This window comes from Paenibacillus sp. CF095 (assembly GCF_900101225.1).
In the GTDB taxonomy this organism is placed as follows: Bacteria; Bacillota; Bacilli; order Paenibacillales; family Paenibacillaceae; genus Paenibacillus.
The window spans coordinates 2,262,694-2,278,833 of sequence record NZ_FMZN01000001.1 but is presented as its reverse complement, the minus strand read 5'-3'; the positions used below and the strand labels follow the sequence as shown (position 1 = coordinate 2,278,833).

At 47.2% G+C, this 16,140-nt stretch carries 8 protein-coding genes; all 8 read left to right on the top strand.

Features of this window, described 5'->3' with window-relative positions; translation table 11 throughout:
- Positions 1 to 403: 403 nt before the first annotated feature.
- The 8 genes from BLS69_RS09860 to BLS69_RS09825 all read left to right on the top strand — a co-directional run bounded on the left by BLS69_RS09860 (position 404) and on the right by BLS69_RS09825 (position 16,137).
- The gene (locus BLS69_RS09860) at positions 404 to 5,650 is read left to right on the top strand and encodes a S8 family peptidase (protein WP_091030921.1); all 5,247 of its coding nucleotides are present in this window, start codon (positions 404 to 406) and stop codon (positions 5,648 to 5,650) included.
- Positions 5,651 to 6,137: 487 nt separating this feature from the next.
- Positions 6,138 to 7,310: a GntR family transcriptional regulator gene (locus BLS69_RS09855; RefSeq protein WP_339312842.1), complete on the top strand. Its 1,173-nt coding sequence runs from the start codon at positions 6,138 to 6,140 to the stop codon at positions 7,308 to 7,310.
- Between the two features lie 224 nt (positions 7,311 to 7,534).
- The gene (locus BLS69_RS09850; RefSeq protein WP_091030917.1) at positions 7,535 to 8,836 is read left to right on the top strand and encodes a glycoside hydrolase family 125 protein; all 1,302 of its coding nucleotides are present in this window, start codon (positions 7,535 to 7,537) and stop codon (positions 8,834 to 8,836) included.
- A gap of 78 nt (positions 8,837 to 8,914) precedes the next feature.
- A complete protein-coding gene (locus BLS69_RS09845) occupies positions 8,915 to 10,294 on the top strand; it encodes an extracellular solute-binding protein (RefSeq protein WP_091030914.1) in 1,380 nt (459 codons plus the stop codon).
- Positions 10,295 to 10,361: 67 nt separating this feature from the next.
- Complete coding sequence (locus BLS69_RS09840) at positions 10,362 to 11,228, top strand: carbohydrate ABC transporter permease (protein WP_036608294.1); 867 nt, start codon at positions 10,362 to 10,364, stop codon at positions 11,226 to 11,228.
- Positions 11,229 to 11,250: 22 nt separating this feature from the next.
- On the top strand, positions 11,251 to 12,075 hold the full coding sequence (locus BLS69_RS09835; RefSeq protein ID WP_076211825.1) for a carbohydrate ABC transporter permease: 825 nt from the start codon (positions 11,251 to 11,253) through the stop codon (positions 12,073 to 12,075).
- Between the two features lie 18 nt (positions 12,076 to 12,093).
- Entirely contained in the window at positions 12,094 to 14,886 is a 2,793-nt protein-coding gene (locus BLS69_RS09830) for an alpha-mannosidase (protein ID WP_091030913.1), read from the top strand.
- Between the two features lie 246 nt (positions 14,887 to 15,132).
- Entirely contained in the window at positions 15,133 to 16,137 is a 1,005-nt protein-coding gene (locus tag BLS69_RS09825) for a Gfo/Idh/MocA family protein (protein WP_091030911.1), read from the top strand.
- Positions 16,138 to 16,140 lie beyond the last annotated feature (3 nt).

Below are 16,140 nucleotides of genomic sequence, written 5' to 3'. Positions count from 1 at the left end.
TATATGTAATTAAAATGTTTAACTACTCACTCGAATCACGATCGAAAGTCATATCCACCACTCCTTAGCAAGCGTTCTGCTAACGCTCCAGATTACCCTTCCACATGAATGCTTATCGACATTCACTCTCATTGCATTATTCAAACACCCAAACTATTCACTCACATGGTTTAATCCGATTCATTCAATCTCCTAAACTTCCAAGTAAAAAAACATAGACTGATCTGTTATCTCTTCTGACTCATATTGATCCCTAACCAGACCTGTAAAGGAGGTGAGGCTTTATGTGAAATCCAGGGCATCTATTTCGTCCGCAATAAAGGTTATTTTACCGTTTTATTCTGCAGAGAAGGGCATATGTACCAGACTAAATTAAAAAACCGGGTAAAAGGAGTGGAAAAGTTTGATAAAGATTAATCGGTTACGCAAGCCCATCTCCATGGGGCTCTCGCTTCTCCTTGCATTTTCGATCATTCATCCGGTTTCAGCTGAAAACTCCACATCATCCAAATTGGATATGAAATCTGGACTTGCCAAAGTTACGGAGTCCAAAGTAAACGCCAAATTGACCAAAGAATTCGAAGGTAGTGAATATGTTACCTATCTGGTGAAAATGAAGGAACAGGTGGATACAGCAGCAGTCTCCAAACAGGCCCTGGAAAAGGCGACCATCGCCAAACAAACGGCTTCAGCCACAAAGCTGTCCGTTCGTAATTCGGTCGTCAGCTCTCTGCGAGAAACAGCCTCGCGTACACAATATCCATTGGAAACTTATCTGGAAAAGGAAGTTGACCTGGGTAAGGTCAAAGAATATAAAAGCTATTTTATTGTCAATTCATTGGCAGTAACGAGTACCAAAGAAGTCATGGAACAGATTGCGCTGCTGCCTGAGGTGGAGAAGATTCTACCGAATGAGACACGATACTTACAGAAAGCCGAAGTGAGTAAAGAACCGGCGAATGCGGCATCAGGCAAAGATGCTGTCCAAACGCCAGCTAAAGACTCTTCAGTCGGAGTCAAAGACAAGGAGCCTGCTGCCAAGGACAAGCTTGCGACTGAAAACGTGGAATGGAACCTGGATTACATCAATGCGCCAGCCGTGTGGGATCGGGGCATCGATGGAACAGGGATTGTTGTTGCTAATCTGGACAGTGGTGTGGATTATACCCACCCGGCACTTCGCAGCAAATGGCGGGGACTGGATGCTTCGGGCAATATTGTTGATCCCGAACTGAGCTGGTATGATCCGCACAGTAATGCTTCCCTCCCTGCGGACGAAGACGGACATGGTACTCACACGATGGGTACGATGGTTGGCTCTGAAGCAGATGGCACCAATCAGATCGGGGTTGCTCCCGGTGCGAAATGGATTGGTGTACGGATATTCAATCCGGAAACAACGGATGCCATTATTCTGGATGGCGGACAGTGGTTGATCGCTCCAGTCGATGCGGAAGGCAATCTGCATCCTGAACTTGCACCGGATGTGGTAAACAACTCGTGGGGCGGAGGCGCAGGACTGGATGAATGGTTCCGACCGATGGTGCAAGCCTGGCGAGATGCTCAGATTTTCCCGGAATTCTCCGCAGGAAATGTGAGACTGGGTAACCCTGGCGGACCTGGTTCTGTTGCTAACCCGGCCAACTATCCTGAAAGTTTTGCTACAGGAGCAACCGATATCAACGGAAATCTGGCTTCGTTCTCCCTGCTGGGTCCATCCCCGTATGATGAGATCAAACCGGAAGTATCTGCCCCTGGTGTGAATATCCGTTCAGCAGTTCCGGGCGGTGTATATGAGGGAGGCTGGAACGGAACGTCTATGGCAGGCCCACATACAACTGCGCTTGCTGCACTGCTGCTTCAGGCCAATCATTCCCTTACAGTGGATCAGCTGGAGCAGATCATTACAGATACAGCCACGCCGAGAACGGATAGTCAGTATCCGACATCTCCTAATAACGGCTACGGTCACGGCATTATTAATGCCCTTGATGCTGTGGGTTCTGTACTCGAAGGAATCGGCACGGTATCCGGCAGAGTGGTTACAGCCGGAGATGATCTGGAAGAGCCAGTCCTGGCACATACCCCTGTCAATTCAGCCTTTACAGGCATTGATATACCATTAACCGCTCATGTGACAGATAACGTCGCGGTAGTCTCCGTCGAGGCTTTTGCCAAAACGACAGGTACCAACCAGTACGTCTATCTGCCGATGAATCGAATTGCTGGAGATAACAAAGATGGGACGTATACAGCGACAATCCCTGCTTTTCTTATTGAACCGCAAGGTGTGGAGTATTATATCCGCGTGAATGATTACGGCAACAACGGATTCGAAAGTCAGGTATATAAAGTGGCTGTCTCTAATGGTGTTCAGCCAGGATATCTTCAGGATTTTGAAGAAGATCAGCTGGGCTTCACGACTGGCGGAACCGGAAGTACCTGGGTATGGGGAGCACCAAGCAGTGGTCCTGGAAGTGCATACTCCGGTGACAAGGTGATTGCAACCAATCTGCAAGGAACTTATGTGGCGAATAGCAATGCATATCTGCTTGCGCCGCCTATTGATCTAACCGAGAGTCCAGAAGGTGCGTTATTATCCTTCAAGCACTGGTATGACCTGGAGAATAACATCGACTTCGGCAAGGTATACATCGCTTCCGAGGATAGCGATTATGTGTTCGAAGAGCTGTTAACCTTCACGGGTACAGGTGGCAATTGGAAGACACAATATGTGGATCTTCGCGAATACGCGGGACAGCAGGTGTTCATCAAGTTCAATCTGACGAGTGATAATTCAGTGCAAAAGGCTGGCTGGTACATTGATGATTTCGCTGTAGAAGAACTGGATGAGATTGCTCCGGGCGCTCCTGCCGGATTGTCTGCGACGGCCGATATTCTTGGTAATGTAGCCTTGAGCTGGACTGGTCCGAGCGATGAGGATCTCGAATCCTATGTGGTATATCGCTCCACAACCGCAGGTACAGGTTATGAATCCATTGGAACTGCAACAGGAACAACGTTTACAGATACGGCTACGGTGACAGATTCGACGTATTACTATACCGTTGCCGCACTTGATTATAGTGGCAATGAAAGTGACAAATCGAACGAGGTCTCCATTACAGTAGAAGTGCCACAAGATATCTACATCGATCATTTCGATGGTAGTGATGATAATGGTTGGACTCATTCAGGAACCAAAGATGAGTGGGAACGCGGCATTCCGGTAACGGGACCTGCCAGCGCGGTTTCTCCACCGAATGTCTGGGCGACCGATCTAGACAATACGTACGAGAATGGCTCCAACTATTCACTCGTATCTCCGGTTATTGATTTGACGGATGTATCCGAAGGAACACTCACGTTTAATCATTGGTACGAGATTGAGAGCGGATACGACTATGGGTATGTGGAAGTCACCAAGGATGGTGGAACCACATGGTCAGAACTGGGCAAATTCTCACATAGTACAAACGGTAAACAATGGACACCCGTATTTTATGATCTGGATGCACTTACCGGTAATGAAGTTCAATTCCGGTTCCGTCTGACCTCAGACAACAGTGTTGTGAAGACAGGCTGGTTCATTGATGATTTCCGTGTACTGGGTGTTGCTGCGGAGACGGTAACGGAGGACAGTGCGGTTGTGCTTAACAGTGACAAACCGAAACCGTCCTATGATAATCCATGGTACAAAATTTCGCGGACAGACAAAGCGGAATTCAACAAAACGAAACAGCAACAACCGGAAGTTGAAAAACCAGGAACAGGTTCGGTTAATCCACAAAGCCTGCCTGCAAGTGCAACGGTTACCGTACTGGAAACCGGACGTTCGGTGAAGACAGATTCAGCTACAGGCAAGTATAGCTTCACACACGTTGCAGGTGATTACACGTTAAAAGCGGAGGCATATGGATATTATCCTCGAACTCAGCAGGTAACGATCACCGATGGCAGTGGAGCCAAAGCCAACTTTAATCTGGAGGCAATCCCGCATGGACAGATTGAAGGTGTTGTAACAGATGAGCGGACAGGACAACCACTGGCTGATGCTTCCGTTCTCGTGGTGGAAGATGCCAAGGTAGGTGAAGTTCGCACAGGTTCAGATGGCAGCTTTGTTATTCAGGTATTGGAAGGAAGCTATACCCTGTCCATCCGGGCTGCTGATTATTACAGTAAAACGGTTACTGTGACTGTCCCTGGTAATGGTACGGCTGAGGCAAATGTTGCCTTGAAACCATTCATCGGTTTCCCTGGGGAAATTGCTTATGATGATGGAACAGCAGAAAATGCAAGAGCTTTTGTAGCTGCGGATAATGCTTGGGCGGTTCGAATGACACCTGAGCTGGAAACTGCACAGCTTACGGGTGCATCGTTCCGTTTCTGGAACACCGAATGGCCCGTACCAGGAGGTACAGCGTTCCAATATGCCGTCTATGATGCATCAGGTGCCGGTGGAGCTCCGGGACGACAGCTGGCTGGACCATTCGATGGTACTGCACTTCGTAACGATCAATGGACATCCGTTGAATTCCCGGAACCAGTGATCGTAACGGGTGATTTCTATATCGTGTATGTACAGAGTGTAGCCGGAACTGGTGCTCCGGGATTGGCTACCGATGAGAATGGTACGAATGCAGGTCGAAGCTGGCAGCGTGTAGGTGGGGCCTGGAGCACTGCACCTGCAGAAGAAGGCAACTACATGATTCGAGCAGTCGTGAGATATCCGGTAAATGCACCTGTGCTCACAGTACCTGCAAACACGTATACGAATCAATCGACTTTCACTGTGTCGGGAACGTCTCCAGCATCTGGAGCTCAAATCAAGATCTACAACGGCAAGGATCTAGCTGGCACCACAACGGTGGCAAATGGGAAGTTCTCATACGGTGTGAAACTCCGTTCTGGCATTAATGCGATTACTGCGGAGGCAGTGGTGGACGGAAAAACGACCGACCGTTCACTCCCCGTTGTCATTATTCTGGATCAGACAAAACCACAATTGACGATTCTTACGCCAGCTCAGGGGGATCGCATCAATGCAGAAGTTGTTCACGTAACGGGTAATGTCGTGGAACAATTCCTCGATAAGGTAACCGTTAACGGACAAACCGTACAAGTGGGTAAAGACAGAAGTTTCAGTCACCGTGTATTGGTCAATGAAGGCGAGAACACAATTACCATTACAGCAACCGATATCGCTGGTAACAAAACAACCGTAACACGCACCGTCTATGTGGAAACGGCGTTGCCAGAACTTACGAATATTACTCCGGCTGAGGATGTTCGAATCACATCAGGAGAGAGTGTTACCGTTTCATTTGACAGTAAACCTGGTCTGCAAGCCTCTTTCCGGATTCAGCTTCCTTTGAATCTGAATGCCCAAGGGGCAGGAGAGATTCCATTGGTGGAGACTGAACCTGGTCGTTACACAGGTACGTACACAACACCTTCATCCCTTGTTCTGGATGCTGGAGTCATTGTGATTCGAGCTCAGGATGCAGCAGGCAACAAAGTAGAGGCTGAAGCAGCTGGACGATTGTTCGTCAGCGCAGCACAAGAACAATCCGTTCCAGAACCAGATTTGAGCCCTGAAGAGACTGAAACAGAAGTAGATCCACCGTCTGCTGAGGGTCTGCAACCTTAATTATGCAAAGTGTGAAATGGATGATAACTACGTTTTGACCATCTAAGCAAGAAGCCGATAAGCCGAGGTATCAGCGTTTATCGGCTTCTTTTTGTATCAATTCATATCTGACGCCTAAGATTACTCGGCTATCAAATCATTTATCCCTGATACACAGCGAAGTTTGATATGCGACCTAAATGCATCAAAGACGTATAATATCCCTTAAGTCATTATTAGATGGTTAGGGAGATGAACGATGAGAACACAAGTGAGAATATTTGAAAATACAAGTACTGTAGAGTTGGAGAAAGAAATGAATGAATTTTTAAATGGGATATCTACGCCAAATAAATTTAATAATGAACTTTAGAAAATGAAGCATCCATTGGGATGCTTTTTCTTTTGCTCTCACATGACAGCAGGTGAGTTGTCTCCTTTCTTCACATTAATGATATAACATGATATATTAGGATGTAGAACATGAGAAGTATGGGTATTTATGGAGGTGCTTGTATTGGGGAAAGATTCGGCATCCAAGCCGATGTATGAACAGATTTTTGAATCCTTGCGCGAACGGATACAGCTTCATCAATATCAAGTGGGTGAACGTGTTCCTTCGGAGAAGGAATTATGTGATGAATTCGGAGTTAGCCGGATTACAACTAAAAAAGCGCTTGAGATGCTGGCGAGTGAACAATTAATTGTTCGTCAGCCGGGACGAGGTTCTTTTGTAGCCGACACGGCAGATGTGTTGCAAGAAAGACCTAACAGACCTGCTCCGCGTGCTGCGGTTAAAGATCCGGAGAAGAAGCTGCTCATTGGTCTGGTCATTACTAACTTCAGTGATATGTACGGTACAGAACTGTTGTATGGTATGGAAGAAGCTTCGCGAGAGCATGATTGTTTTCTTGTACTTAGACGATCCTTCGGGATTCCCGAGCAGGAGGAACAGAGTATTCAGGAACTGCTGGAACTGGGAGTGGATGGATTGATTATCTTCCCGGCACAGGGTGAATATTTCAGCGATGAAATTCTTAAACTGGTTGTTAACAAATTCCCGTTTGTCCTGATTGACCGTTACCTCAAAGGTATTCCGGCTTCATCTGTAAGTACGGATAACGTAGGCGCGGCGCGAGAAGGGATGAATTATTTGTTCGATCTCGGTCACCGACATATCGCTTTTCTGACACAGCCTCCGGCGAACACGACACCGATTGAAGAACGAATTGAAGGCATCATTGAGGCTCATCATGATCAAGGAGTGCTGGTGAACAGGGAACTGTGGTTAGAATCTTTTCTTTCGACACTGCCAAGTGTGTTTGATCCTCAAGTCGAGGTCCGTGATGTGGAGACACTGGTGGAACATTTACAGAAATACCCCCAGATTACTGCACTCTTTGCTGCGGAGTACCATATTGCTTTACTTGCAGAACAGGCGGCCGATCAGCTTGGTCTGAAGATCCCGGAAGATATGTCCATCATTTGTTTTGACAGTCCAAACGCTGCCGAAGGAAGCCGTGTAACACACATGCGACAAAGCCAGTTTGATATGGGGAAACAAGCATTCGAGATGGTGCTTCAAAGTATGCAGAACAACGAAATGGCAGTGAACAGAGTTGTTTTGCCTGCCCGCTTGGTGAAGGGTAAATCAACAAGTATGGTGAAACAAAAGGGTTAGTTTTAGCGGCTTTATAATCATTGTGTTCAAAGAGGGACTTCGTGGAAACGAGGTCTCTTTTTGTTGTGGATAAAAAAGGGGAACATTAACTTAATTGGTATACTATTTAGTGCGACGAAATGAGAATAACATGCTAATATACAAATAAATATATTGACATAACATTATATTCGTTTTAGGATGATGAAAGCGGTTAACAAACTGGATTACATAAGGAGGACAACATGCTGACACCCAGAAATAATCAAGAAATTTCCCCCTCGATATACGACATGGTTGATCAGGTTAACAAACGTATGCCGGACCATCCGGAACTTAACCAAATGTTCAAAAACTGTTTTACCAATACGATGGCGACCACAATTCAGCGCAAAGAAGATGGAACAACTTTTGTGATTACAGGAGATATCCCTGCCATGTGGTTACGTGATTCTGCTGCTCAGGTCAGACCTTATCTGGTTCTCGCTTCAGAGGATGAAGATATCGCCGACATGATCGCTGGACTGGTTGAACGTCAACTGAATTATATTCTCCTGGACCCTTATGCAAACGCTTTTAATGAGACGGAGAGTGGAAAAGGACATCAGGAAGACCTGACGCAGATGAATGATTGGATCTGGGAACGGAAGTATGAGATCGACTCACTGGCTTATCCGATTCAGCTCAGTTATCTCTTATGGAAGAACACGGGAAGAACAACTCAATTCAATGATACGTTCCGTAAAGCAGCCCAGATCATCATGCAGTTATGGCAAGTGGAACAGCATCATGAGACGAAATCACCCTACACGTTCCAACGTCTGGATGCTCCCGAAACCGATACGCTCACCCGAGAGGGACGAGGTACTGAAACAGCCTACACAGGCATGACCTGGTCGGGATTCCGTCCCAGCGACGATCGTTGTGAATATGGTTATCTGATTCCATCCAATATGTTCGCTGTTGTGGCGCTTCGATATCTTCAGGAAATTGCTGAAGCGGTGTTCGAGGATGAAACGCTGGCAGCGACTGCTCAGCAGTTGGAGGAACAGATCAACAAAGGTATTCAGGATTATGGCACCGTTGAACATCCGGAATATGGAACCATATATGCGTACGAAACGGATGGGAAAGGCAATCACAATCTGATGGATGATGCCAATGTGCCAAGTCTGCTGTCTTTGCCTTATCTCGGATATGTGGAGGAGAACGACGAGGTGTATCAGAATACACGCCGTTTCATTCTTTCCTCGCACAACCCATATTTTTATGAGGGAACAGCAGCAGCGGGAATCGGTAGTCCGCATACACCGGAAGGGTACATCTGGCATATCGCTTTATCGATGCAGGGGCTAACTACAGAGGATCGCAATGAAAAACTACGATTGCTTCAGCTTATCCATAAGACGGATGCGGATACCGGACTGACCCATGAAGGCTTTTCGGCCAACAATCCACATGAATATACACGTCCATGGTTTTCATGGTCCAACATGCTCTTTAGTGAGCTAATTATGGATTATTGCGGCTTCCTCGTACAGAAATAGATAGGAAAGCAAGAGAGAACCTGCGAGTACATCATAACGTTCGGAGTTCGTTGAATTCCGACAAGAGGAGAGCGAATCATGAGAAAAATATCATTGAAAATACCGGTAGCAGCAGTTATGACATCCTTGCTCATTCTAACTACAGCCTGTTCAGGCGGAAGTTCAAGTACAGGCACAACCAGTGATGGCAAGAAGGAAGTAACCGTATCGTTCCGTTCTTCAGGATCGGAAGATACACTTACGAAGTTCTTCCAATCAGGTTTGGTGGATCAATTCGAGAAAGAAAATCCGGATATCAAAATCAACATCGCGCCTGTATTGGCAAGTGAGGGTGATTATACGTCCAAAATGGTTTTGCAGATGAAATCGCCTGACACGGCGCCAGATGTCATTGCCGAAGATACATCCATCATCAAATCCGATGCTGCTGCCGGATATCTGGAGCCGCTGGATACACAGGTTCAGGGATGGCCCGATTGGAAAGAACATATCATCGACAACCTGAAGGCGGGGGTTACCGGAGAAGACGGCAAAGTGTATGGCGTTCCGGCTACCTCGGATACACGCGGAATCTGGTACAACAAGGAACTGTTTCAACAGGCTGGTCTGGAAGTTCCATTCAAACCTGCAAGCTGGGCAGAAGTACTCGAAGCAGCACGTACCATCAAGCAAAAACTGCCAGGTGTGACACCGCTTAATATGATCGTGGGCAAAGCAAACGGTGAAGGTGTCACCATGCAAACACTGGAAATGCTGCTCTATGGTACGGCGGATACGCTGTACGACGACACCACCAAGAAATGGGTAGTTAACAGCCCGGGCCTTCTGGATTCTTTCAAATTCATAGATCAAGTGTTTAACACGGATAAAACAGGTCCGACCATGCAGGTAGCCTTGAATGGACAAGCTGGCAGTATTGCATTCCAGCAACAGTTCCCACAAGACAAACTGGCGATGGCTGTAGATGGTAGCTGGGCAGGTTCGACATGGGCCGAGAACGGTGCTGCTCCAATTGCCAACGTCGAAGAGAAAATAGGCTTTGCACCATTCCCAACACAAAATGGGGAAGAGCCTGGAGCAACTACGATGTCCGGAGGGTGGGCTTGGTCTGTTCCTGCACAAGCGAAGAACAAGGAAGAGGCTTGGAAATTTATCGAGTTCCTGATGAATAAGGAAAATGCGACTGCTCGTGTTGTAGCGGAAGGCAGCCTCAGTCCGCGTAATGATTCCACTGAAGTTGAAGGTTATACGGATCGTCCATATACCAAAGAAGCACAGGAACTCTTGAATGTGGCCCACTTCCGTCCAGCGAACGATCAATATGCAGCGGTATCCGCACAATTGCAAAGCATTGTTGAGAGTATTGCCTCTGGCAAGCTGACGCCGGAACAGGGAATTACGCAATTGAAGGACAACGTATCCCGTTCCCTTGGCGCGGACAGCATCGAAGAGAAATAAGGATATCGATATATTCGGAGGGGGAGGCACAATCTCCCCTTTTTCCGGTTCGAATGGAGAGTGACTTATGAAAAGGAAAGCACCAGGTTCATTTCTGTTTCTCATGCCTTCCGTACTGTTATTACTTGTGTTTTTCATTGTTCCCATCATTCTGACGATCTGCTTTGCCTTTACGAACATGGCTTTGACCGGGGCGGCAGCCAAGAGTTTGGAGTTTGTTGGATTCCAGAATTTCATTAATATGTTCCATGATCCTGACTTTCGCATTAGTGTCTGGCGCACGCTGGTCTTTCTCATCTTCTCCGCAGTGATTGGTCAGGTATTGCTTGGTTTCATTCTGGCTCTTCTAATGAAGGAGAAAAATGTGACGTTCCGTCGGGTCATCGGCATCATCGTCATTGCCGGTTGGGTGACACCCGAGATTGTCGTGGCATTCTGTATGGTGGCTTTTTTCAGTGACAATGGTTCATTGAATCAGATCCTCGGCTGGTTTGGGGCAAATCCAGTCTCCTGGTTGTTCAGTTTCCCTATGGTGAGTGTCATTATCGCAAATATCTGGCACGGAACGGCCTTTTCGATGATGGTCTATCAGTCGGCACTGGATGATATCCCGAAGGAAGTTGAAGAAGCTGCGATTATTGACAGTGCCACTGGGTTCCAGATTGTCAGACACATTACGATTCCAATGGTAAAAGGGTCCATCGTGACCAACATGATGTTGGTTACACTACAGACACTGGGTGTGTTCACGCTGATCTATACGATGACCGGTGGTGGCCCGGGTACTTCAACACAAACCTTACCGATTTTCATGTATAACCAGGCCTTTGTGAACTATCAGTTTGGATACGGCACAGCCATCTCGTTGGTTCTGTTGTTCATTGGTATTATCGCCAGCCTGTTCTACATGCGATCCATGAAAGTGAAAGTGTAACCATGAAGGAGGTTCGATCCCTATGGTCAAACATGGGCTTCAACGCAAAATCCAGTACGGGATTTTAGTTTTTCTAGGGCTCTGTTTTTTATTGCCGCTGCTCTGGATCATTCTGGCTTCATTTGACCCGAACGCGCAGCAGGGCATCAAAATGCCCAGTACCTGGACCATTCAAAATTTCAAGGATGTACTTGGGGATTCGAGCAATCTTCGTTCATTCGGTGTAGGCCTTATTCTGTCGGGAGGGCAAGCGATATTGGTTGTTCTGGTATCGGTGCTTGCTGCGTATCCTTTATCCCGTTACGAAATGAGATTCAAAAAAAGCTTCTTGTTATCCATTCTGTTCATGACAGCTCTTCCGATTACTGCCGTGATGGTTCCGGTATTTCAGATGTTTCTGTTCTTCAAAATGCAAAATAGCATCATTGCCACGATGCTGTTCCTGACGGCATCCTCACTTCCGTACGGCATCTGGATGATGAAAAACTTCATGGATTCGGTGCCGATTGATCTGGAAGAATCGGCATGGATTGACGGTGCGTCCGTATGGAACGGATTGAGACGAATTGTAGCGCCATTGATGTTGCCCGGTATTGCAACGATAGCGATATTTACCTTTTCGGGAAGTTGGGGCAACTTCTTCGTGCCATATATCCTGCTCCAGACACCGGAGAAACTTCCGGCATCGGTCACGATCTATCAATTCTTCGGCAGCCACGGCATGGTTGAATACGGCAGATTGGCTGCATTCTCACTACTTTATACGATGCCTTCGGTTGTGCTGTACATCTTCTCCCAGCGCTACATGTCCAAGGGCTTCAGCATGGGCGGGGCAACCAAAGGTTAATGACAGGAGGTACGCAACATGACAACCAAAAAGACGGCACATCTCATCTCGCATACCCATTGGGACCGTGAATGGTATATGCCTTATGAACATCATCATGTTCTTCTTATTGAGCTGATGGATAAACTGCTGGACACACTTGATCAGGACCCGGAATATCGTTATTTCCATCTGGATGGGCAAACGATTATTCGTGAAGATTATTTGCAGGTTCGGCCCGAACAACAGGAGAGGCTCGACCGTTATATCCGCGAAGGACGTATACATTTTGGGCCATGGTATGTGTTACAGGATGAGTTTCTGACCAGCAGCGAGGCCAACTTGCGTAATCTGCTCATCGGTCATCGTGATGCTCGACCTTTAGGTGTGATATCCAAGACGGGATATTTTCCAGACTCGTTCGGAAATATGGGGCAGGCACCGCAGATTTTGCAACAGGCGGATATCCATAACGCGATCTTTGGGCGTGGGGTGAAGCCCACCGGATTTAATAATGCGGTGGTTGATGCGGATAGTTACGAATCTCCCTATTCCGAGATGATCTGGCGTTCGCCGGATGGTTCGGAGGTGCTCGGCATTTTGTTCGCGAATTGGTACTGCAATGGAATGGAGGTTCCGGTTGATTCGGAGAAAGCCCGAGCATATTGGGATAAAAATCTGGAAGATGCCGAGAAATTCGCCTCGACCCCACATCTGTTGTTCATGAATGGTTGTGATCATCAGCCGATCCAGACGGATCTGCCAGAGGCTTTACGCACAGCAGCTGCCTTGTATCCTGATGTGGAATTTATCCACTCCAATTTTGACGATTACATTGAGGCGGTTACGAAGGATGTTCCTGAGCATCTGGCGACTATTGAGGGCGAGCTTCGCAGTCAGCACACGGATGGTTGGGGAACACTGGTGAATACGGCATCCGCAAGGGTTTATCTGAAACAGTTGAATCAGCAGGGGCAGACGTTGCTTGAAAAAGTAGCCGAACCTCTGGTCGCGATGGCCCATATTGCCGGAGTAAAAGATTATCCGCACCATCTGTTGACGCATGCATGGAAGATGCTAATGCAGAACCACCCGCATGATAGCATCTGCGGATGCAGTGTCGATGAGGTTCACCGTGAGATGGTGACCCGCTTCGCCAAGAGCAGACAGCTTGCAGAGAAACTGGTTTCCCAGAGCGCGCAGGCGATTGCTGAGTCTATACATGTGCAATCTGCTGAGACTTGGGGAGAGGAAGCTGTGCCGTTCACTGTGTTCAACACGAGTGGATGGAATCGAAATGGAATCATTGAGATGGACCTGATTGTGGACAAAGCATTTTTCCCGGAAGGCCCTAATCCTCAGGCACTTGCGCAGAAGGTGGAAAAAGATGCATTGCCAGTGTATCAGCTGGTTGATTCGGATGGACGCACGTATTCGGCGGAAATCAAGGATCTGGGTGCACATTTCGGCTATGAACTTCCGAAAGATCGCTTCCGACAGCCTTATATGGCTCGTAAAGTAAGAGTTACTTTCCAGGCGGTGGATGTACCTTCGCTGGGTTATAAGACATATGCTCTCATTCCCGTTCAGGAGCAAACAGAGATTGCTGAAATGCCCTATACGAGCGACGTCATCGAGGTGCAGGGAATGATGATGGAGAACGGTCAATTGCGGGTGACGGTTGAAGAGAATGGTACGGCAACAATTGAAGATAAAGTCTCTGGTGCTATATACAGGGGGTTGAACTCATATGAGAATACCGGTGATATCGGCAATGAATATGTCTACCGTCAACCGGAGGGAGAGACGACACTGACCACGGAGCATCTGAAGGCAGACCTGCGGATCGTAGAGCAATCTCCGTATCGTGCAGTCATGGAGAGTGTATTACGCTGGGATATTCCTGCTGGAGCAGATGAACTGTTTGAACTGGAGAAACGCCAAATGGTTCCTTTTACAGAACGGAAGGCGCAGCGAGTTAAGAACACCGTTCCGTTGGTGATCACAACAACGTATACATTGGAAGCAGGCGGTAATATGGTCAAGGTAAAGTCTGACTTTAACAATCAGGCCAAGGATCATCGGTTGCGTGCACTCTTTCCATCCGGACTGGTCACAGAGGATCATTATGCAGATTCCATCTTTGAAATTGCCAAACGTTCCAATACACCGGCCAAAGAATGGGTGAATCCGAGTAATGCGCAGCATCAGCAAGCGTTTGTACATGTGACTGATGGTGATCATGGCTTGATGATTGCAAATAAAGGGCTGAATGAATACGAGATTTTACAGCATGCAGAGGGCAGTACGATTGCGGTTACGCTACTGCGCGCCTCTTCGGAACTGGGAGATTGGGGTGTGTTTGAAACACCGGAAGCCCAATGTCTAGGACCTCAGAGCGTGGAATATGCGATTATTCCATTTGCAGGTGATGCCGCACAGTCAGGTGCATGTGCATCCGCCTATGCGTATCCGATTCCGTGGACGACTGTACAGCTAGGGGCATTAGCACGCACGTTTGAGCGGGAAGGTCATGCTGGAGTTGATGGGCAGAAGGTGGAACTGCCTCTGTCCAAGCAATGGCTGGCATGGAATGCACAAGGTTCGTCACTAGCCTTCTCCACATTGAAAATTGCAGAGGAAACCGGAGATTTGATTGCTCGCTGGTATAATCTGAACTCCGAACCGGTTGAGTTGAACGTGCAAACGGGGTTCGAATGTGCCTCCGTATATGAGAGCGATGTGCTGGAACGGGTTAAGGACACGTTGCAGGGTCAAAGCCAAACGGTATCGGGGTACAAGATTGTTACACAAGGGTACGCGTTACGTTAAGTTGATTTTGGAACATCATAGCTATAAGAAACCTCCTGTTCACAGCGCCGTGGACAGGAGGTTTTGTCATGTGCTCCTTTATGTGCACTCACACCAAAGTGTTATGGCAGACTGTATAAATACCTAATGATATTCATGTCGCAATTTTATACATTTATTGTCGTGAGTTTCTATTAAAAATAGATTAAGTCTGTGATAACTTATAGATAAATGTCAGAATATTATATAGTATGGAGGTAAGACACATTGACCATTCGAATTGGAAAAATTAGCTTGTGGCATGTACACGCATGGGATTACATCAAGCAGGCACAGGAACATGAGGATACAGTCATCGCCGCTGTGTGGGATGAAGATGCCAAGCGGGGGCAGGAAGCGGCTGAACGCTTAAACGTACCATTCTATGCTTCGCTTGAAGATATGCTGGCCAAGGATGACATCGATGCCGTTATTGTAGATGCGCCAACCCGCATCCATGAAGAAGTGATCACCGCTGCTGCAAAAGCAGGTAAACATATCTTCACGGAGAAGGTTATTGCGTCGACACAGGCAGGATCCAACAGAATCCTTGATGAGGTGAAGGCAAACAAGGTCAAGATGACAGTTTCCTTACCACGTCTGAATGCAGGATACACACTAACCATTCAGGATGTACTTGACCAAGGATTACTTGGCAAAGTGACGTATGTTAGAGCGCGTTTATCGCATGATGGAGCGATCTCGAACTGGTTGCCTGAACACTTCTATGATCTGAAGGATTGTCAGGGCGGTGCACTGATTGATCTGGGCTGCCATCCAATGTATCTGGCCAAACTGTTTTTGGGTCAGGAAGTAACAGCGGTTAATGCGAACTTCGGATACATTACAGGCAAAGAAGTGGAAGATAATGCAGTTGCAACCTTGTTTACGGATTCCGGAGCAGTTGGCGTTGTTGAAGCTGGTTTTGTGAACAGCCATTCTCCGTTTACGATTGAGGTTCATGGTACGGAAGGTACACTTCTGTATGGAACACCTGATGACAAGTTATTGATTCGTACAAAAGCAGCACAGGGGAAATATAATGACTGGACTGAACTTCCTTTGGCAGACAAAAGAGAAAGCGCATTCAATCAGTGGGTTGCACATATACAGAATGATACGGATGCAACTGAAAACGTGCAGATCGCTATGGAGCTGACCCGTTTGATGGAAGCTGCGAATCTCTCTGCCAAGGAAGAACGTAGAATAGCTCTCAATGAGTTGAAGGGTTAGGTT

What these genes read in the sequence shown, in the direction of transcription:
- BLS69_RS09850 (WP_091030917.1), top strand. Translation starts at nt 7,535, where the DNA reads ATGCTGACACCCAGAAATAATCAAGAAATTTCCCCCTCGATATACGAC.
- BLS69_RS09845 (WP_091030914.1), top strand. Translation starts at nt 8,915, where the DNA reads ATGAGAAAAATATCATTGAAAATACCGGTAGCAGCAGTTATGACATCC.
- BLS69_RS09840 (WP_036608294.1), top strand. Translation starts at nt 10,362, where the DNA reads ATGAAAAGGAAAGCACCAGGTTCATTTCTGTTTCTCATGCCTTCCGTA.
- BLS69_RS09835 (WP_076211825.1), top strand. Translation starts at nt 11,251, where the DNA reads ATGGTCAAACATGGGCTTCAACGCAAAATCCAGTACGGGATTTTAGTT.
- BLS69_RS09830 (WP_091030913.1), top strand. Translation starts at nt 12,094, where the DNA reads ATGACAACCAAAAAGACGGCACATCTCATCTCGCATACCCATTGGGAC.